We start from the raw sequence: 19,231 nt of genomic DNA, 5'->3' as shown, positions 1-19,231 counted from the left end.
CTGGTGATATTGCGTGAAGGTTCGGGACTTCGCCTGATCTCGTTGACTATGGCCTAAAGCGCCTTGGTCTCTGACGGTATCATGTGGGGGAAGAAGGTCACACTGGCGCGTGAGGCGTCCAACCTTATCGGCCCCAACATCATGTCCGCTATCTCTAAGACCTGAGCTGGAAACCGACCTACAACTTTCGGCTCCCAAGGCGGCGGTGGGAGCAATTTCCAATGGCGTCCTCGAGCAAATAGCAGTTTGCAGGTGTAACTCTACTGAAGAGAACACCCGGGTTATTGGTTAACTTGTGGTATGCACGTAGTGTTGGCTGATTCTAGACACAATGCGATTCAAAGGGCTTGGACAGGAGGGCGCGGCATTGACAAAGTTGCTTTTGATCTTCTCCGATGGGACCGGCCAGGTCGGCGGACTTCGTCCCGACCAGCGACTGTCGAATGTCTACAAAATGTATCGCGCAATGCGGCCCGGCCCCGACTCGCCAATCAGCCCGCGCCAGCAAGTCGCCTTTTATGATCCTGGTTTGGGTGCTGGCGAGACGGATGGAATCAGCTTCCGTAGATTAAGGAATACGCTCTCTGCCGCAGTCGGTACGGGCATCGATCAAAACGTTATAGACTGCTACGCCGCGATCATGGCCAACTATCAGCCGGGCGACAAAATCTGCCTCTTCGGCTTCAGCCGAGGAGCCTACACCGTCCGCTCGCTAGCGAATGTCCTGAACCTCTGCGGGGTGCCGACCAAAGGAGCTGACGGGGCACCGGTGTCGCGGTATGGGCCGAAACTGCGCAACATCGCTTCGGACGCTGTCCGGTACGTGTATAATCACGGAGCCGGGTCTAAGCGAGCGCTCTACGAAGAAGAGCGCGAGGAGAAGGCTAGGCGTTTCCGTGCAAAATACGCCTCTGAGGACGTTGGCGCGGACGGGGAGCCGCAAGGCAATGTGCAGCCAACCTTCATCGGAGTCTTCGACACGGTTGCGGCACTTGGTAGCCGACAAGCAACGCTCCTAGCGGTCGGCGGGTTCTTTCTGCTTCTTCTGCTGACCTGGTGGATTTCAACGGTGGCACCATGGTGGATTACAGCGTTGTTTGCGCTGGTTCCGCTCTCTGCCGCCTACTGGACGATCGTAGTTATGAGTGGGCAGGTGAAGTATTTCTTCAAGGATCCAGACCGGAGGGTGCGCCTCTGGAATCCGTTCGACTGGTTCGCAGTCGCGCGTCACGGACATGTCGCGTGGTGGTCGGGTAAGAATTACGACCGCTATGTCGACCGAGAGGTACTCTTCCTGCGCCATGCGGTCGCTATCGACGAGGCACGCCTGAAGTTCCCCCGTGTGTCTTGGGGCCGGAACATAGATGTCGATTGGAACAACCAGCGGGGCAACCACGATTGGATGAAGCAGGTGTGGTTCGCTGGCAATCACTCCGATATTGGCGGAAGCTATCCTGAGGAGGAGTCGCGGCTTTCCGACATTGCGCTGCAATGGATGCTAGACGAGTTGAAGGCGGCGATCCCAGAAATTCAAGTACGGCCGGAATTGCTCGTCACCTCGCCCGATCCGCTTGGACTCCAGCATGACGAACTCGAGGGCGTGTTGAATGGCCAGCCTGCGCTGCTTCATTGGCTGACTCGCGACCGCCTAACTTGGACTACGCAGGTGAGGAACATTGAGGACGAGGTGACGCTACATCCTTCGGTTATCGCGCGTTTTGAGGCAGACGCCGTTCCGCAGATGGGTGAGGTTAGAGCCTACCGCCCCCCAATCTGCACAACCATTCCCGAGTTGCGAAGTTCTACAGTTAAGAAATAAAGGCTCGCGAGCGTAGCCAATCAAGAGGGCCCGCACCGCTCCGAAGAGATCGGTGTACGCCGGTACTGGGTCTGTACCCGAGCTTAGACCTGTGATTCCGCCAAAACTGGACCGGCAGCAAGCGGCCCCATCTCGGTCATTCAAGTTGTCTTGTTCATGATTACTCTAGAGACCACTTTAACTCCTCTTCGCCTTGAAGGGGCTGGGGCTCAAACTCAGAGGCGTGGTCACGGCCACGAACCGATTTAACACTACATTAATTTACGCCCCTTGCCCTCCGAAGGCAGAGGTCACAGGTTCGAATCCTGTCGGGTGCGCCAAAAATCCCAATAAAATCAACGATAAATAAATGCGACTTGGAACTGACTTGCAGTTCGCGCAACTTAAAGTGCGAACAGGGCGGGAACATGCTGGGTCTTCCCGTACAAAGCCAGTACATGCTTTTCGATGGACAATAGCCGTACCGATTTCCGACCCACCTATTCCCGAAAGCAAAACTGCCGCGCGGTCGGGCACCCGACACGGCAGCAAAGATAGTAAGTCAACACTTGCTTCTTATCTAAATACAAACCTTCTGGCAAGGCAAAGCCACGGCGGAGGTGCTACATGAGCACGTCTCCGATCCAACAAAGTTTGCCGATATCACCTCAATCATTCAGAGATGAAGCCAACGCTGAGATCGCATTCCGGGCTTTTATCGATCCCTGCGATCTCGCGCGAAAACTCGTATCCCGCTGCCGAACCTTCGAGGATATCCAAAAAGAGACTGCAAAGCTGTCCGGGCATTATACCGGAACACCTGAAGAGGATGCCTTCTTCGAAGCCTTTTATACGGCCGCACAGTCGCGGCGCGTCGAGTTGCGGTCGCGAGCGGAATGTCGGGCAGTCAAGCAGCATACAGCCCGAGTTCGTACCATGGCGAGGTATCCGGCTCCGCTGCCAAGCATCCGGTTGACGCTACTGGAAAAACGTGAAGCAGCAAGACGTCGGCGCGAGCTGGCGGACTTTCTTGTTCACCAAATACCGGCCGCATTCATCGCACGCCTTCCGGAGTGTGGGGCGGCCCCGCGCAGTGCTGGCCGTGATCTGCCGGTTGTCCGCCCGCGACCGCAACCGCTGCGATGCAGCTATCAACACAATAGCGGAATTAGCTGGTGTATCCCGGTCGTCAGTCAATCAAGCGCTCCGTCTTTTGGTAGCCCTACGCCTGATTAGTATCGACTCCGGCCGAATGAGGGGCACAGTCTCGGTGATCAGGATTCTTGCGTCCCCGCTGGAAAGGCTGGTCGCCTATTGCCGGGCACGATTGCGCGGGTGGAAGCGACATCGCACCGACAGCCGCGACAAACAGCTCTCTTTTTTGAGAGGGGTGTGCAAAAATACGACCAGAAAGAAGATTCATATAATTCATATCACTCTGGAACGGCTGTGAAGCGCGAGCCGCCGCATGGGCTTTCAAAAGGGAGCAACGGCCTCCCCCTCGGCGAAAGCTTTCGAATGGGGCATGGGACATTTGTGGCCGCCTTCTAGTAACGCGTAGGCTCAAATTCGGGCATTTCCTACTGAAAAAGTGCTTTAGACCTGAAAGCGCTGCGATCTGTCTTGCCCATCGCTGCTCGTCAGAAATTGGACGACGGAAAAAGCCGGAGTGAAAGATTGAACTTTCCTCTTGCATATTTCATCAATGCTAGTGCATAAATCACCCTCATAATGAATAACAACAATAAATATTCGATTCGGTGGTCCCATGGAGCATTTTGCCGTCATTCAAACGCTATGTCGCATCGGGCTTGAAGGTTCCGATCCGCGCTTTCGCAAACAAGTGGAGCGGCTGCGTGACCGGTTGCGCAGCGCTAGTGATCAGAAGGCTGTGGCTGCCCTAGATCGGCTCTTGGTGGGCGCAACAAGCGAACACGGGCTTGCGCCGAGTGTCGTGGAGGTTTCTCGGACCCTCGTTACCGGGGACGAATTAACCAGCAACGTGCATCCACCGTCAGATCGTGAGACAAGCGTTCCGCTGGCTGAGGTGATCCTTGAGCCAGGTGCGGGAAAGCCAGCCCCCATTTTTACGGAGACTCTCCAGTTAGCACTCGATGCGATGCTGGACGAGTGGAAGCGTGTCGAGACACTACGTGCGATGGGCGTCGAGCCTTCGCGCTCCTGCTTGATTTATGGCCCACCCGGCACTGGCAAAACACTGACGGCCTTCTGGTTAGCAGAGCAGCTTCACTTGCCGATCGTGAACGCCAGGATCGATGGTCTGGTCAGTTCGTTCTTAGGCACGACGGCACGGAACATCGCGAACCTCTTCGCCTTTGCAAATCGATACCGTTGCGTGCTCGTACTCGATGAGTTCGATGCTTTAGCCAAAATGCGCGACGACCCTCACGAGGTTGGCGAAATCAAACGTGTCGTAAATACGCTGCTTCAAAACCTCGACTCGCGAGCTGGTACGGGCCTGACTATTGCCATTACCAACCACGATTCACTTCTCGATTCAGCCGTGTGGCGAAGGTTCGAAAACCATATTCGTATTGACCTGCCGGATCAGCGAACGCGCGTCGCTATGCTGGAAAACTTCCTACGACCGCTTTCGATTGATGAAGATGTCATAAAAACTTTGGCTTTTATCGTCGGTCATCGATCGGGATCATATCTCAAAAACTTTGCAGACTCGCTGAAACGCGTCCTCGTCCTCGGCAATGTCGAGGTGTCCGCGGCGGGTATAATTCGTGCGGCACGGACATTGGTTCCACGCATGTCCCTCGAAAACGGAATATCGTCACCGGCACGGCTTTTCGTGCATGATGAGTCTTCATTCGTTGGTGCGCTCTTAGAGTCTGGCATTGGCATTCGTCAGGCCAGCCTTGCCGAAATGCTAGAGGTAAGTCAGAGCACAATCTCCCGATATTCACGCGAGTTCACGACCCGGACCGCAAACGAAGAGGTTGCCGTCCATGCCGAATAATCCGGTTCAGATTGTCCTCAATGACGAAGCGTTTCTTCGGGCACCTGACCCGAGACGAGGAGGCAACGACAAGGACTTCTTCGAGGGAAGGGATGCGGCCTTCGTTCAACATAGGGATAGCTTACTGGCACAGCTCGATCGGATCGAGAGAGAAATCAAGAGTTGGCCGTTTGGCCCACTTGGCTATTTGCGGGTTCAAATGAGGATAGAAGCGATTGCGAAGTCCTACCGTCCAAATCGAGGCATTTTCCTCTCCGACCAATTTCCTTGTGTCGGCGCCGGCGCACCCGGCGAATTGTTTTTCCGCGCGCCCCTCATACATTTTTCCCGCTTGCGGCGGCGCATTGCTTCGGCAGAAGACCATGGCCAGACTCGAATATCGCGGGAAACTGGCCGCCCGTATCATTTCGTGTCCCGCGAGCGCTGCGAAGTCGGAGCTATTGAAACCATTGAGTTAACTCCATCGAATCTGAAACGAGGTTTTGCTGCTGACGCAGCGGTTGCTGCTATGTCCGATCCACGTGCGGCCAGTGGCTATATCGTGGAACTCTTCGAAACTGAGCCTTTAATCAGTGCCAGCGATCACGATGCACTTGGCTTCCATCGGTCTGTATCCACCTTGCAGGCGATCTTTTACGAAGGCGGAGCAGGGTTGCTGGCAACCCTGCTACCAAGTCCCGGTGGCGTTCCGGCCATAGAAGTGATGCTGACCAAGTCGGGTGAGCAGCCACGCATCGAAGATCGGAGAGTGGTGCAAGTAGGAACAAGCGATATTGTCGCACCTGTTCAACTTGATCGCGACGTGCAACGGCACGACACGTTGCTGCGGCGTCTCGCCGAACACCCTCTGGTTCGCCAAATCCGGTTCCCGATTCTGATCGAGACTACAGAGACACAGGCAGCAGCGAACACACCCATGCCATTTCCTTCGGTGCAGCGGGTTGCTAACGGTCGCTATCCAAAAGTTGGTGTCATTGACACCGGAGTAGCCGGACCACTTACTACGTGGGTTCTCAACCGGCACGACTTTGTCGACGAAACCGACTGTGATCCCGGACACGGCACAATGGTGGCTGGCGTCTTAATTGGAGCGAGGGTGGCAAATAATCCACAGCTTGGCCGTGAAGAGGACGGATGTGATATTGTCGACATTCCCTTGATGCCGCGCGTCCCCTTTCTGAGCGTGTACGGACAACGTGGTTTCGAAGCATTTCTAGAAGAGCTGGAAGCTGCCATCGAGGAGGCACGCGATCAGCACGGGGTTCGCGTTTTTAATATGTCGCTCAACGTGGTGGCACCGGTAGATCCCGATACCTACAGCATCTATGCGGCACGCCTTGATGATATTCAGGATCGGCTCGGTGTTGTGATTGTCAATTCAGCCGGGAACCTTGCCGGTAATGAGTGGCGAGCGCCTTGGGCTGCGAAGCCGACGCAAGTACTTGCTAAACTGGCAGCGCGCACGAATGTCGACACGATCTATATGCCATGCGAAAGCGTCCGCACTATTGCAGTTGGGGCACTTAATCCACCCGGCTCGACACACATTGAAACCGCACCAACAACTTATACGCGGCGAGGACCGGGGCTTAAGGTCGGTGTGAAGCCCGATCTCGCTCACTTCGGCGGAACAGGCGACTTGGCGAATGCGCAGGCGACACATCTTGTGTCGTGCGATGCTGTAGGCAACGCGGTCCACACACGAGGCACGAGTTTCGCCGCTCCGCTCGTCGCGAAAACGATGGCAGCTCTCGATATTGCCACAGGGGAACGTCTCGAACCGCGCACTCTACGGGCCTTCTTGATCCACAACGCTTCAGTACCACAACCACTGACATCGCCCCGTCTACGCGACGTTGCTCGACAATTTGTCGGTTTCGGCCAGCCGTCGTCTGCCGCTGAAATGCTGGAAACGGGCGAACATGCAATCACTATGGTTTTTGAAAGCCGCCTTACAGCGGGAGAGCGGAAACCTGCAATACTTCGGTTCGATTTTCAGTGGCCAGCGCCGTTAGTTGACGCCGCGACGCGCTCTTGCCGTGGCCGTGTCCGGATCACGCTCGTCTACGATGCCCCCATAGATCAGGCGTTTGGCACAGAATTTTTGCGCGTGAACCTCAGCGCGCATTTACGTCAGCGCCAGCCTATCGATAGGAAAGACGGGATGCCAAGCTTTCGTGATGAGATTTCTCAGGTATTCCTACCACGCACAGGAAAGCTAACAATTCCAGAACGAGCGTTGATTGATCACGGCCTTAAATGGTGGCCGACAAAGCGTTATGGGGCCGATTTCGGCGCCGGTGTTGGCAGTTCCGCAGAATGGCGCCTGGAGGTCGAGAGTGTCGTGCGAGCGGAAGCTACGTTTCCGGCGGAAGGGATTCCTTTCTCCGTAATCTTGACCATTGAGGACGACGAAGGGGCGGCTCCAATCTTCCAGAGCTTCCGTCAAGCACTTGTCGCGAGACGTGTCGATATGCAGGACATCAGAACAGCGGTGCGGTTGCGGGCACAAAGTCGACGATAGCGCCCCTACAATTATAGGTGGAAATACTGATGGTAAGTCCACCACAAGTTTCACCCATAAATTAAATCTGAAACCCTTTCTGCATCGTTTCGTCTCGACGTGCGTTGCTGATAGCAGCTTTGCCTACGGTCCGCAGGAATGCATCCTTTGATGAAGTTGCTTCTTCCAGCAGGCTGCGCGTCGATAACGATACGTACAGTGCAACGGAATACGCTTGGCAGTTGATCGAGCGCTCAGGGTTGAATTCGATGTCGGTGAATGCCGAGTACTCCCGAAGCTGCTCTGTAAGACTATACTGCTTCTTCAACGCGTTGATGTAGAGCCAGTCATAGAACGCCGTCTGCGGCTCCAGTTCCCAATCAATACCGAAAAAGCGGAACCCGATAAGGCGCCCCGAAGACCGCAGGCGCTCATCCTTCTTAGCTTCGCGCGAGGTCATGTCGAGGAGGTCGACATAAGGGCCTCCACGCTCGAAAACCTTGCTACCCTGAAACGCACACTCCACGCTGTAGGTGCGTTTGTGCTTGATGGTAGTGAACGTGAGATTAAATGCGCTAAGTGCCACGCCGAGTTCTTGACGAGATTTGCTCGAGACCTCCAGAACGCTGCTGATGCCAAACTGCTCCCGTGCAGCGGCATGTAGCGAGTCAATAGACTTTTGCTTCTGAGATACCGCCATGCCCGGGAACCACTGAAACTCAGCGAACTTCGTCTTGACTAACGCAGGCCCTTCTATAGCCGGAATGAAAACGGGTCTTTCTGCCATCTCTTGACCTTAACGCACGTACGAGCGCGCGGCAAAATAGCCTTTGCCCACTCGATTGATTAGAATTTTCCGGTTACCAAGGACGTCTTGGTATGCATCCCGTGTCGCAGCATTCTCGAAAACCGCCCCAGCAATCAGGTGTGGCTCGATTACGTCAAACACCAAAACTTCGGCCTGTCCGTCTGTAGGATCAAATGGCTTCAGGCGCTGTTCCACTCGGGTCTGCAAGCCCTCGATCTCCTCGAACAAACCTGCAAATGCCTCGGTTGTCTTCAACTGCTCAAGTGGCTGACAGCTCATCCGTGCATCTGCCGCGTTATGGCGGCAGAACGCACAATCCTTCAGCCAGAGCACAGAAGGATTAACAGCAAGCACAGCCCATTCGACACCCTCGTTATCTTGGCGACACTTCCAGAACATCCGGTAGTTCGGGAAGGCGATGGACAACGAAACCCCGTCGAGATGCCCATCAAGTCGCAGCTCATCGTTGATCTCAGGAGTAATTTCGATCTCAGCAACTCGGCTCATTGGATAAAGGCCGTGTTGCATGATTGCAGGTAGATTAGACGCTCTCGTAAAATGCAAAAGATAAGGAACTTTTATCATTTGCGCATGTGCCTGAATTGCTTGCTTTGACATGATACCCCCCAGCGGCGACTTTTATCGCCTCGCTCACAATATATTGCGAGTATTGTTTCCGCCAGCTCACCGCCTTCCCGATATCACTGGCTTTTGGCAATCGCTTGCATAGCAGCATCATGAGTATATAAGTCAGCGGCCGAGCTACGCAGCGAGCGGCTGTCAGGCATTCGCCTCACCGTCGCTGAGCGCCATTACATCGAACTTCTGGCCGAAAGCGCCGGATCGCCCGCCTCGGCATTACGGTCGAAGAGTTCGCCCGGCGCTTTAATACTCTGCGATGAAGGTCGTTTTCATCGACATTTAGAGCACATGCCACGGTGCTCATCCGGGTCAACGACTTTGCCGTCCTCCGCTGCGCTGCGGCCCTGCGGGTGACTCCGGCCTGTGCGCCGTAGCCTTCTGGAAGTGTCGGGAGGGGCGATACGACGTAGCCGCGCATCAAGGTGTGCTATACGTGCGACAGGAACGACAGACAATCGAGCGGGAGACTCAATGAAGTATCAGAAGTTTTTCATGCCAGCCGGCGAGGCAGAGGTCAGATTAGAAGTCGTTGTAGCTAAGCCTCAACATGAAGGTCCATATCCGACGATCATTTTCAACCATGGCTCTACCGGGCGAGGCCAAAACAAGTCCCTCTATTCAAGGACGGTATGTCCGGCTGTGGTCGGAAACTATTTCGTTGAGCGGGGCTGGATGGCTCTCTTTCCACAACGCCGGGGGAGAGGGAAGTCAGGCGGAAATTATGGAGAAGGGCTTGCTCCAGATGGCTCCGGCTATTCCTGCAATGTCGAAATTGCGATTGCGGGCTTCGAACGGGCCGTTGAGGATATGGATGCTGTAGTGCGCCATCTGCGCGAGCGGACAGATGTAGATCAGGAGCAACTTGTCATCGGGGGTGTTTCGCGCGGCGGCATCTTGTCGATAGCATATGCGGGTATGCGGCCGAATACGTTCCGAGGCGCGATTAATTTCAACGGCGGCTGGCTTGGTAGAGGTTGCCTCAGCCATGAAGTCGTCAACCCAAGCATCTTCGAACGTGGCGCACCTAGCGGAATATCGACACTTTGGCTGCACGGAAGTTATGACCAATACTATCGAATAGGACACTGTAGAGGGAATTTCGAAAGGTTTCTGTCAGCCGGAGGACAGGGGAAGTTCGTTGCTGCCCCCATGGGGCATGCATTGATGTTCAAGCCAGCGCTATGGAAGAGCCATCTCGATCAGTATATGGACGGAATTGCTATATCGCAGAAATCCTAATACCTGCTACGTCGCAGATTTTTGGATTTGCGCGAAGTCCATATCTAAAGGTTTTCGAGAGCGGACAGTAGATTTTCTTGCTCGATCAATCCTTGACGTCCTTCGACGGTGCCTATTCCGAGCCTCGCGAAGACGATCACGCGACCTTGGCGCTCAGCCCAGCCGACAAACCATCCCTCCGGTCTGCTGCGCTGGATTTTTCCACGTGTGTCGCGCGTCCAGCCACTCCCGGTCTTCCCATGGACCCGCCAACCCGATTCCGTGTTGAAGGTCGGTACAATCGCCATTGTTTTGTTAATCGCAGCGGGCGAGACGGGCAGTTCGTGGGCCAACATGCGGCGGATGAAGTCCGTCTGTTCGCGGGGCGAGATCGTCAACGACGTGATCCACGCATGAGATAGCCCGTTGCTTTTGCCCGGTTCGCCGGAGACATCCATATTGCCGTAGTTAAATTTTCCGACATAGGACGAGAAGCGTTGAGCACCTACGTGACGGGCAAGTTCGCGAGAATACCAGAGCACAGAGTCGGCTTGCCAGATGATCGGATCGACCGGCTTCTTGTCCCGTGTCGGCGCTCGTATTCCTTCCTGCCAATTCCATAGCGGAGTGTGAGCGTCTGTCAAAACTCCTGCGTCATAACCCATTAGGGCGAGTGCGACCTTGAACGTCGAGGCAGCCGTATATCGATCGTCACATGCCCCCTTTTCCTCCACGGTTGCTCCAGTTTGTGCATCGACGACAAACGTGCATTCCTCCGCGTAAGCAGCACTGGAAATGCTGACCAGGATTGAGAGGATCAGTGCGGGGAAGCCGAATGCCTTGTTGATCACGTGGATGCTCATTACGTCTCTAAATTGAACTGTTTCCTTGGTGGTAGAGACTTCTCGTTAGTAAATCATTCACGAGTTCGCTTTTGTCGGATGCTGTTGAAAAACTCGTTGTTGCAGGCGCTTGGGACGCATGATTCAATCCTCTGAGTGATTTGGCAGGGGATCAGGCGATGATGGGATTTCAGGCGGCTCCGGCGCAGCTCTTCTACGATTTCAGCCTCGATGAGCACGTGCCGGCCGATCATCTTCTGCGCCGGATCGACAACCACCTGGACCTCGATAGCGTCCGCACGCAGTTGAATCCCTACTACAGCAACACGGGTCGGCCCTCGATTGATCCAGAATTGATGATGCGGATGCTGATCATCGGCTACAGCATGGGTATCCGGTCGGAGCGCCGGCTGTGCGAGGAGGTTCATCTCAATCTCGCCTACCGTTTGTTCTGCCGGCTGGGACTGGACGGCAAGGTACCGGACCATTCCAGCTTCTCGAAGAACCGCCACGGGCGTTTCCGGCAAAGCGATATCCTTCGGCATCTGTTCGAGACGGTGGTCGAACGCTGCCTGGCACAGGGGCTCGTTGGTGCTGAGGGCTTTGCCGTCGATGCCAGCTTGATTGCTGCCGATGCCAACAAACAGCGTTCGGTGCCCGGCTCGGAATGGAGTGTCCAAGAGGCGAAGGATAATGCAAGTCGCTCGGTTCAGGAATATATTGCGGTCCTTGATGACGCCGCTTTTGGTGCGGCCTCGCCCGTGACGCCGAAGTTCATTTCCCCGTCTGATCCGGCAGCACAGTGGACCGGTGCCCATAAAGGTCATGCCTTCTTTGCCTACGCCACTAACTATCTGATCGATACCGATCACGGCGTCATTCTTGATGTGGAGGCAACGCGTGCCATCCGGCAGGCCGAGGTCGGAGCATCACGCACGATGATCGATCGAACCGAGAACCGCTTCGGCTTGAAGCCAGGCTATCTGGCCGCCGATAGCGCTTATGGTTCTGCCGATAATCTGGCTTGGCTGGTCAAGGAAAAGGACATCGCGCCGCACATTCCGGTGTTCGACAAATCCAACCGAACGGACGGGACCTTCTCGCGTTCGGACTTCACCTGGGATGGCGAGAATGATCGGTACATCTGCGTGGCAGGCAAGGAGCTGAAGCAGTTCCACCGAACCTATGCAACGCCCAGATCGGGGATCACGAGTGAAGGAACGCGGCTCTACCGCGCACAAAAGAGGGATTGCGATGCCTGTGACCTCAAGCAACGTTGCTGCCCAAATGCGCCTGCTCGCAAGGTGCCGCGTGATCTCAACGAAGATGCTCGCGATGTCGCCAGAGCTATCGCCGCTACACCCGATTACGAGCATTCCCGGCATCGCCGCAAGAAGGTCGAGATGCTCTTCGCTCACCTCAAACGTATTCTCCGGATGGCGCGTTTGAGGCTGCGAGGTCCATGTGGTGCGCGAGACGAATTCCTGCTTGCCGCAACCGCCCAGAACCTAAGGCGACTGGCGAAACTCAGACCACCAAGGTCACCACACGCCGTCATCACCGCATAAAAGCGGCCAGGCGCATAAGTGCGGGGCAGATAACCGATCATCCTCACCGCAAAGGTGCTGAAAAAGCCCGATCTACAGTTAATCGGCCGAGTTTTTCAACGATATCGTCGCAAAACCCCTAAAGCCTGTTACGTCAACCGCACGTGTCATCGCAGCGCGAGGTATCTATGAGGTTGAAGTTCCATGATCAGTAAAATCCTAAACCTGCAACAGATCGGGCGTCCGCCCCGGAAAGCCATGATTTGTAGAGGGGATCAGCACTCCAAACAGACAACTGTTCAATTGAGACGAGCTGACTTGCCAGCGATGTTAAAGAAGGACCTAAAACGGGTAATCTATGGTGCCGCCGATACAATGTGCTTCAAGAGATCGAAAAAAGCGCTCGTTCTGATCCCCTTCGGATTCTGTTTCAGATCTACGGTTTGAACCACGACCATCCGTTTTGACGGGAGGTACGCAATGATCTGACCGCCGTAACCGGCAGCATAGGCGGCATTCGGACCCCAGACGTCAGACGGAAGGGACCACCACATATAACCGTAACCCTGTCGTCCCCGCTTGGTCCAAGAATAGGCAGTCGTCGACTCCTCGACCCATGACGCAGGCAGGATTTGGCTGTTACCCCACCGTCCGCCGTTCAGGAAAAGCTGGCCGAAACGGGCCGCATCGCGAGCGCTGAGACTGAAGGGATAGGCTGGATGCCGGGAGAATTTCTCGGTTATGTAACGGCCGTCTCTGGCCGAGAAATCATCCATGTCGAGTGGCCGGGCGATCCTCTTCTCGAAACTTTGAAAGATGTCCTCCCCTGTCTGCTGCCGGTAGATGGTTCCCAGCGCGTTGAAATCCCAATTGTTATAGAACCAGTGCGACCCGGGCGCATGGCTGCCACGCGCAGGTCGCTTGCGCTTGATGTCGCCAGTCTCATAGGCGGCAGGATGGTAGATGCCAGAGCGCGCCATCAGAAGATCGCGTACAGTCGCCGTCTTCTCGGTTGCTGTCAGGCTGGGCTCCTTGTCGTCTATATCGAGGTCGGCGAGGCTGCTGGAAAGGTCTATACGTCGCTCGGAGACGGCGATTCCGTAGAGAGCACTCAGAAGGCTTTTGCGAACGGACGCAACGTTCACCTTGTGAGATACCTCGCCCCAGCTTGCAATGACTTTGCCGTCCTGCACAATCATGATAGCTGTTGGCTTAAGGCTTATCGAATAGCGCTTGGCGGTTTCAAGTTTTTCGACGGACCACCCGGCGTCGGACGGATTGGCCTCTTGCCACGATTGTGCGTTCACTTGTCCTGCAATTAGAAGCACGACGACAAAAAGGAGCAGTGCTCCTGGAATTATCCTCACAGCAAACACGCGCAGACTCCTTTTCCAAACAGCGTCACAAAGGCAACGCACAACGGCACTTTTCAGGCTTACTTTGCAAATCTTGCCCGCGCACCACTAAGTACGGTGGCATCCGGCGCACTCTAGAACGCAGATGCGTTCATTTGAAAGCACACGAACGAACGCACAAGATTTCGAAAGCTTTGTTGCCGCTTCCGGTTGCTCAGTCGTACGTTTGGGGATCGTTCAACGGACAGTCAAGCATCAGGTCGCTGGTCCTTGATGTAGCCTTGATCACTAGCTGAGGTTGCTGTGAGGCAGAATTGCCCCACAGTCCATTAGCCGACGCTCAGAATATATTGCGACCGTCGCTCCTCGGGTCACTATCCACCCGGTGAGGTTCGTAAACGTCGGATCGGGCGGTTCGTCTCCAAGGCCGCGCAGGGTTTCCTGGATCAGTCTTGATGTTCGCGACAGCGATTGAGGGCGTACCATCCCTCGGGCACTGCGCTGTCCATCGACCGTCCGGTGCGGCAATTCCGGAAGGCACTGTCAGGCTTTGTGGCGCGTGGGCGGAATAGCTGACCCAGTATGTATTGCTTGCAGCGTGTCCCAACACCTCTGCTGCGAAAGCTGGCGCGACGGAAGGCGTCTCGCCTGTGGTCGAGAACAGGATGCAGTCCGCCTCAAGCTGTTCATACTCGGTGAATATTTCTGGATAGTGCGCCTCCATGCCAAGTGCGCAGCCGAAACGGACACCATCAACGTCAAATGTCACTGGAGTTTTTCCCGGCGAATACATGAAGGAGATTTTTGTGTTCGATAGCATCCGCTCATCGTAGCGTGTCACCAATTCCCCACGATCAGAGACGACATACAGGCTATTGTGCGGGCGATGTGGCGGGGTAAGTTGATGGACCGAGCCGAACACCGCCCATAGCTTAAGCTCCTTCGCGAGCTTGCTAGTAGCGCTCAGTTCCTCACGCAGAACCGCCCATTCGAACCTGGTCCAATCAGAAGGGCCGATTTCTCTGGGTCCGTTCTCGGACATAACCCGCTTGTTGGGAGAGCACATTGCTCCCTCCGGAAAATGTATAAGCCTCGCGTCGGCCTTATGGGCATCACGCATCAAGCTACGCATTTCCATTCCGCTGGCACGGAGCCCAGAAATATCGCGAGGATCGTTGAAGAGCGACGTTTGCGCGACAGCCACCCGCACCGATTTGGTGTCGGGATGATCCAGCGATGCCCGCCGAATATGTCTGAGAGCTGCGGTGTAAGACTCGCCTGTTTTTGCTGCGCGAGCACGAACGCGGCGTTTGAGATTTCCGTTTTGCGTCATTGTCAAGCCTTTCACGTCCCGGACGCAAGTTCCCCAGCAACTCGCCCGAAACGATAGGACCAAGACAGCGACCCGAGACGGAAGTCCCTTTGCCTCCGATTAAGACCATGCTGGGGAAGGTCTTGAGAGGTTAGGCGCTGGCCACGCCATATTCAGAATGTCGGACCAATGCCGATTCGTCAATCTGTCGCGAATGACCCGCAGGCCTGTCAAAAGTCTTGCGATCGCTGATTTTGGCGAAGCCCAAGTTTTGAAATCAACTTGGAAACGGATTGATCCACGTCCTGCTCCGCAGTGTCGATAACTATGGGACTTTGTCCCCACTCGTCATAATGTCGTGCGGTAATTTCTTCCCAAGTTGGCTTTCTCAGCCCCTGAACATCGGTTGCCCGCGTTTCCACCCGTCGGCGATGCTCATTTTTGTCGGAACAGATAATCTCTATTTCAACTGCTGGCACCGCGGATCGCCGTGCAACCGATAGCCAAGCGTCTCGGGTCACTTTTAAGCAATTTACTGAATCCGCAATGACTGTGTTGCCGAGAGTCAGATTGTCTTCAGCGATCCCATACCCGACCATGTATCCTGCTGGACCAACGCCCGATTTTAACATAGCCGAAGCCCGTATATTTTGCTCGACGGTATCAACGCGTACATGGACAGCCGCTAGCCGTTTCGCCAAGGCACGAGCGATTGTCGTTTTCCCCGTGCCCGGCAAGCCGCTAAAAATAATGAGCATAAATACTGACCTTCCATTTATTTATGAACCGTTCCAGCCGAAGGAGGATTCGTGATCTTAGAATGTCATAATATGAGTGGCCGTCTACGAAACCATATTACACTGCGACGACAACACATCGATTGCTAGCGACAATCTGCAACTGAGTTTTGGAACAACATTCGAACGTCCCCACCTGGGTGTTTCCCATATCCGCAACGGGATCATTCATCTCCAAGATCGCAGAAGGGTGGTGGCCGCCTAGTTCGTAGCCCCCGCGAACGCAATCAGATTCCCATCTGGGTCTTGCACGATGAAGGTTCGTGCTCCCCATGGCTCAGTTCTCAAAGCTCGATGGAACGGCACGCCCGCTTTCTCAAACTCTAGGAACAGCGGCTTGGCATCGTCAATCGTAAGCGTGGCAGATAGAGCGTTATGTTCCCTGGCCCGAAAACTGCTGTCGAACACTGGGCCAGCCACCTTTCGCAGGTTCAATCGACCGCCATCGCGAAACACCTGAGTGTAGAACGTCGGCTCACCGTAAGAGAATGCAATTTTGAAGCCGAGCTTCTGGACATAAAACCCATAAGCCACCTCCATGTCGGAAACAAAGAGCTGCGGTTCTGCAGTCTTTATGGCTGACATTCGAGCGATCGATGATGATGTCATGGTTTCGACTCCTTTGATTAACGCCGTCCAGTTCTCGAAACCGTGTTTTCTGGCGACGAGCTCCTGCGCATCGCTGAGCTTAAAGTTCGCCTCAAGCACCTCTCTGTCGGGCAAGTCTCGGAAGCGTGACAGAACCGAGCTGATCTGCGCTGCGACGGGGTAGTACCGTTCACGGTGCCAGCGCAGGAATTGCTTGGCTTGCTTTCTGAGGTTTTCGATATTCGGCATGGCGCGCACTACGTTGACATTGATGTAGGCGGGCAATGCCCCTCCGGCTCACGAACCGACGCGCCCTACAGCAGCACAACGCACGCTATGCCAACAAAACACTTGCGTCAATAAATGAGGCGGTTTGGAATATCGCCCTAGGTCGCATACCGGCCGCAAGGGGTTCGTTCAACGGACGGTCGCACAACTAACGCCCACCCTGGAATGCACCGTGAGCCGTGTCTCATATAGATGGTGCGATGAGAATCGCATTTGAGTGGCCTTCATCGAACGCAAGGAACCGAGACATGACTGATCGATGACAGTATGCCTTGAGGCGATTATCCAGTTTTTCGACGATTGAATCTGGCCCATTCGAAATCGCGTCCGTCGCCCGGTCCGCTTCCAGGCAAAATTTGAAATTAGGCCGTTTTGAAATTTCACAGTCAAGCATTTCGCGGACGGCTATGCATTGTTTTTATTTAATATTTATTTCTATACCGTATCTAAACCCCGACTCACTTCACCTCGTCTGACTATAAAATGAAAAATTCCCAGCCTGCCATGGATGGCTCCCTCTGCAGGCTCGCAACGGAGTGGCTATGCGTGCCTGCGATCGTCCAAACACCAGTTTCCCTTGTATTTCGGGGGCTTGGACGGCTATAGCGCCACGCATTTTCCTGTTATCGGCATTTTCAAACGATCGTTTATCCATAACTTCCGATATTGTACAAACCTCACTTTCGTTGCTAGAATCGACACATGAAAGCCCCCCAAAAGCCGCGCCTTGTCGGGTACGCCCGCGTCTCCACGGAAGACCAGCTGAATGACGCGCAGCTGATCGAACTGAGGGCCGCAGGCTGTCATGAGATATTTGAGGAACACGGCTCTGGTGTATCCCGCGCCCGTCCAATCCTCGCAAGGCTCTTGCACGAGATCAAACCCGGCGACATCCTGGTGGTCGTGCGGCTCGATCGTCTGGCGAGGTCGGTCAGCCACCTGCTTCTCGTCATCGAACAACTGGAGGACAAGGGCGCACATTTCCGCTCGCTCCAGGATCCGATCGACACCTCGACGCCGCAGGGCATGTTTTCTTTGCAGGTTCTGGGCGCTGTCGCGCAATTGGAGCGTTCACTGATTTCCGAACGCACGAAGGCTGGGATCAAGGCGGCGAAAGCCCGCGGTAAACTGCCTGGCAATCCCGGCTTCCGTGAACTGCGGCCGGATGCGCTTGCCAAGGCGTCGCGGGCACGAGAACGCAGCCATCTCGCGGATCTGACCGCAACCATGTCAGCATGGTTGCCAATCGTGCAGCGCATGCGGCCGGACCATCCCTGGGAAGACGTGGCGCGGAGCCTCAACCGGGTGACAAGACAGAAATGGTCGGTTGATCGCCTACGTCGTTCGGTCAAACGGCTGGTGCGTGAGGGGCTGGCTGATCCAGGATTGATTGTCCCCTCGCCTCGCCGCACACCGCAAGACCGATTGATGTCGCTGATCACCGGGATTGCCAACGCCAACCCGGATCTAACGTTCCGTGATATTGCAAGTCAACTTGAGGCGATGCATGAGCGCACACCGCGCGGATCATCGACATGGGCGGCTTCGTCGGTAAAACACCTGCTTGACCGAGCCAGAAAGCTCGGCCTTGTTGCGCAGGCTAAGAATTGACGTTATTCACCTGCTCATTCTATTAGATGAGAAATCCATGGCTGTTGATTGGGTCGCCACGCTACAGGAACATGCGGATTTGGTGATAGATGTAGCGAAGGACGTAGCCAAAACGCTGGACGCATCCGATCTGACTGTTGAACAGGCATCCCGGCTCTACAGAATGGTGGAATTAGGAGCCCAAGACTTCGATCGGATTGTCGAGCTGATGAACGAGCACGACCTGGATGAGAGTTTCATTGACGCGGCCGAAATCATCGAAGACACTTGGACCAATCTCTCGGTTGCAACGGCGAACAGGCTAAGAGTGATGCGTGGCCTGAATCCCATCGACATAGCGCCTGATGATCGAAATGAGGCATGAGCTCAACGCAGCAATGGGCATAGCTCGCGGCCATGCATGTTTGAGCCGCTACGATCTCCAGAGATTTTCGTCATCATATCGTGATGACACGTTTTCTGGGTATCCTCGTTCCGGATGAAACAATTGGGGCGGGAACAGAGTTTGAGAGCCATGGACAACATCGTTTGGCAAAAAACCAGCATTGGAGCACAAGAGTGGTCGCACGAGTTCACAGCGATTGCACCGAATGGGATTGATGTCGGCCGGATCTATCGCATCGATGGCGGTCCGCTCAAAGGACGCTGGCGCTGGATTTTTCTGCTTGGCCATTCGCAATTCCGCCAAGGCATAATGAGCGGTGACCGGGCATCGAAGCAACGGGCCGCAATCCAGGTACGAAAGATATACGAGCGCTATCTCGAAACACCGGGCTGCGCCGGCGGGGGTCGAAGCCGGATACCGCTTAGAAAGCAACCAAACCAAATCCGGGCGGTTTGACATACTGGCGCTCTTTGCTCCACAGAAGATGTACCGTTACCGAGTGAAGGGTGGAACGATGCGCGTCCAATTGTGCCCAAACGATGGGAACA

Annotated in this window: 15 protein-coding genes; 8 read left to right on the top strand and 7 right to left on the bottom strand. The window is 55.0% G+C overall.

Features of this window, described 5'->3' with window-relative positions:
- The first annotated feature begins 367 nt into the window (after positions 1-367).
- From N8E88_RS03065 to N8E88_RS03055, 3 genes are all read left to right on the top strand, one after another.
- The gene (locus N8E88_RS03065; protein WP_262291048.1) at positions 368-1,819 is read left to right on the top strand and encodes a phospholipase effector Tle1 domain-containing protein; all 1,452 of its coding nucleotides are present in this window, start codon (positions 368-370) and stop codon (positions 1,817-1,819) included.
- A gap of 1,747 nt (positions 1,820-3,566) precedes the next feature.
- Positions 3,567-4,787 carry an AAA family ATPase gene (locus N8E88_RS03060; protein ID WP_262291047.1) on the top strand — a complete coding sequence of 407 codons (1,221 nt, stop codon included), beginning with the start codon at positions 3,567-3,569 and terminating at the stop codon, positions 4,785-4,787.
- Between the two features lie 409 nt (positions 4,788-5,196).
- The gene (locus N8E88_RS03055) at positions 5,197-7,311 is read left to right on the top strand and encodes a S8 family peptidase (protein WP_262291046.1); all 2,115 of its coding nucleotides are present in this window, start codon (positions 5,197-5,199) and stop codon (positions 7,309-7,311) included.
- 61 nt (positions 7,312-7,372) lie between these two features.
- Here N8E88_RS03055 and N8E88_RS03050 read toward each other — a convergent pair whose 3' ends face one another.
- Together N8E88_RS03050 and N8E88_RS03045 are read right to left on the bottom strand one after the other, a co-directional pair.
- Positions 7,373-8,077, bottom strand: coding sequence for a DarT1-associated NADAR antitoxin family protein (locus tag N8E88_RS03050; RefSeq protein ID WP_262291045.1), 705 nt, complete (start codon positions 8,075-8,077; stop codon positions 7,373-7,375).
- 9 nt (positions 8,078-8,086) lie between these two features.
- On the bottom strand, positions 8,087-8,716 hold the full coding sequence (locus N8E88_RS03045) for a DarT ssDNA thymidine ADP-ribosyltransferase family protein (RefSeq protein WP_262291044.1): 630 nt from the start codon (positions 8,714-8,716) through the stop codon (positions 8,087-8,089).
- Positions 8,717-9,211: 495 nt separating this feature from the next.
- Between N8E88_RS03045 and N8E88_RS03040 the strand changes: the two genes are divergently transcribed.
- Positions 9,212-9,979, top strand: coding sequence for an alpha/beta hydrolase family protein (locus N8E88_RS03040; RefSeq protein ID WP_315975198.1), 768 nt, complete (start codon positions 9,212-9,214; stop codon positions 9,977-9,979).
- Positions 9,980-10,023: 44 nt separating this feature from the next.
- On the opposite strand, the gene blaOXA is transcribed toward N8E88_RS03040, so the two are convergent.
- On the bottom strand, positions 10,024-10,821 hold the full coding sequence (gene blaOXA, locus N8E88_RS03035) for a class D beta-lactamase (RefSeq protein ID WP_262291043.1): 798 nt from the start codon (positions 10,819-10,821) through the stop codon (positions 10,024-10,026).
- A gap of 158 nt (positions 10,822-10,979) precedes the next feature.
- On the opposite strand from blaOXA, the gene N8E88_RS03030 reads away from it, so the two are divergent.
- A complete protein-coding gene (locus N8E88_RS03030; RefSeq protein ID WP_262291042.1) occupies positions 10,980-12,368 on the top strand; it encodes a transposase in 1,389 nt (462 codons plus the stop codon).
- 335 nt (positions 12,369-12,703) lie between these two features.
- Here N8E88_RS03030 and N8E88_RS03025 read toward each other — a convergent pair whose 3' ends face one another.
- The 4 genes from N8E88_RS03025 to N8E88_RS03010 form a co-directional block, all read right to left on the bottom strand.
- Complete coding sequence (locus tag N8E88_RS03025; RefSeq protein ID WP_262291041.1) at positions 12,704-13,723, bottom strand: serine hydrolase domain-containing protein; 1,020 nt, start codon at positions 13,721-13,723, stop codon at positions 12,704-12,706.
- Positions 13,724-14,042: 319 nt separating this feature from the next.
- Entirely contained in the window at positions 14,043-15,035 is a 993-nt protein-coding gene (locus tag N8E88_RS03020; RefSeq protein ID WP_262291040.1) for a carbon-nitrogen hydrolase family protein, read from the bottom strand.
- 209 nt (positions 15,036-15,244) lie between these two features.
- On the bottom strand, positions 15,245-15,772 hold the full coding sequence (locus tag N8E88_RS03015; protein ID WP_262291039.1) for a P-loop nucleotide/nucleoside kinase family protein: 528 nt from the start codon (positions 15,770-15,772) through the stop codon (positions 15,245-15,247).
- Between the two features lie 240 nt (positions 15,773-16,012).
- Positions 16,013-16,648, bottom strand: a complete 636-nt coding sequence (locus tag N8E88_RS03010; RefSeq protein ID WP_262291069.1) for a bleomycin resistance protein — start codon at positions 16,646-16,648, stop codon at positions 16,013-16,015.
- 741 nt (positions 16,649-17,389) lie between these two features.
- Here N8E88_RS03010 and N8E88_RS03005 point away from each other — a divergent pair.
- The 3 genes from N8E88_RS03005 to N8E88_RS02995 all read left to right on the top strand — a co-directional run bounded on the left by N8E88_RS03005 (position 17,390) and on the right by N8E88_RS02995 (position 19,139).
- Positions 17,390-18,298, top strand: coding sequence for a recombinase family protein (locus N8E88_RS03005; RefSeq protein WP_262291038.1), 909 nt, complete (start codon positions 17,390-17,392; stop codon positions 18,296-18,298).
- On the top strand, positions 18,252-18,662 hold the full coding sequence (locus N8E88_RS03000; protein ID WP_262291096.1) for a hypothetical protein: 411 nt from the start codon (positions 18,252-18,254) through the stop codon (positions 18,660-18,662). The genes N8E88_RS03005 and N8E88_RS03000 overlap by 47 nt, the downstream gene beginning before the upstream one ends.
- A gap of 150 nt (positions 18,663-18,812) precedes the next feature.
- Positions 18,813-19,139 (top strand): hypothetical protein, encoded by a 327-nt coding sequence (locus N8E88_RS02995; RefSeq protein WP_262291037.1) that lies wholly within the window; start codon positions 18,813-18,815, stop codon positions 19,137-19,139.
- Positions 19,140-19,231: the final 92 nt, after the last annotated feature.

It is taken from the genome of Phyllobacterium zundukense, from assembly GCF_025452195.1.
In the GTDB taxonomy this organism is placed as follows: Bacteria; Pseudomonadota; Alphaproteobacteria; order Rhizobiales; family Rhizobiaceae; genus Phyllobacterium; species Phyllobacterium zundukense_A.
The sequence above is the reverse complement of the archived record's forward strand: the minus strand, read 5'-3'. Positions and strand labels throughout refer to the sequence as shown.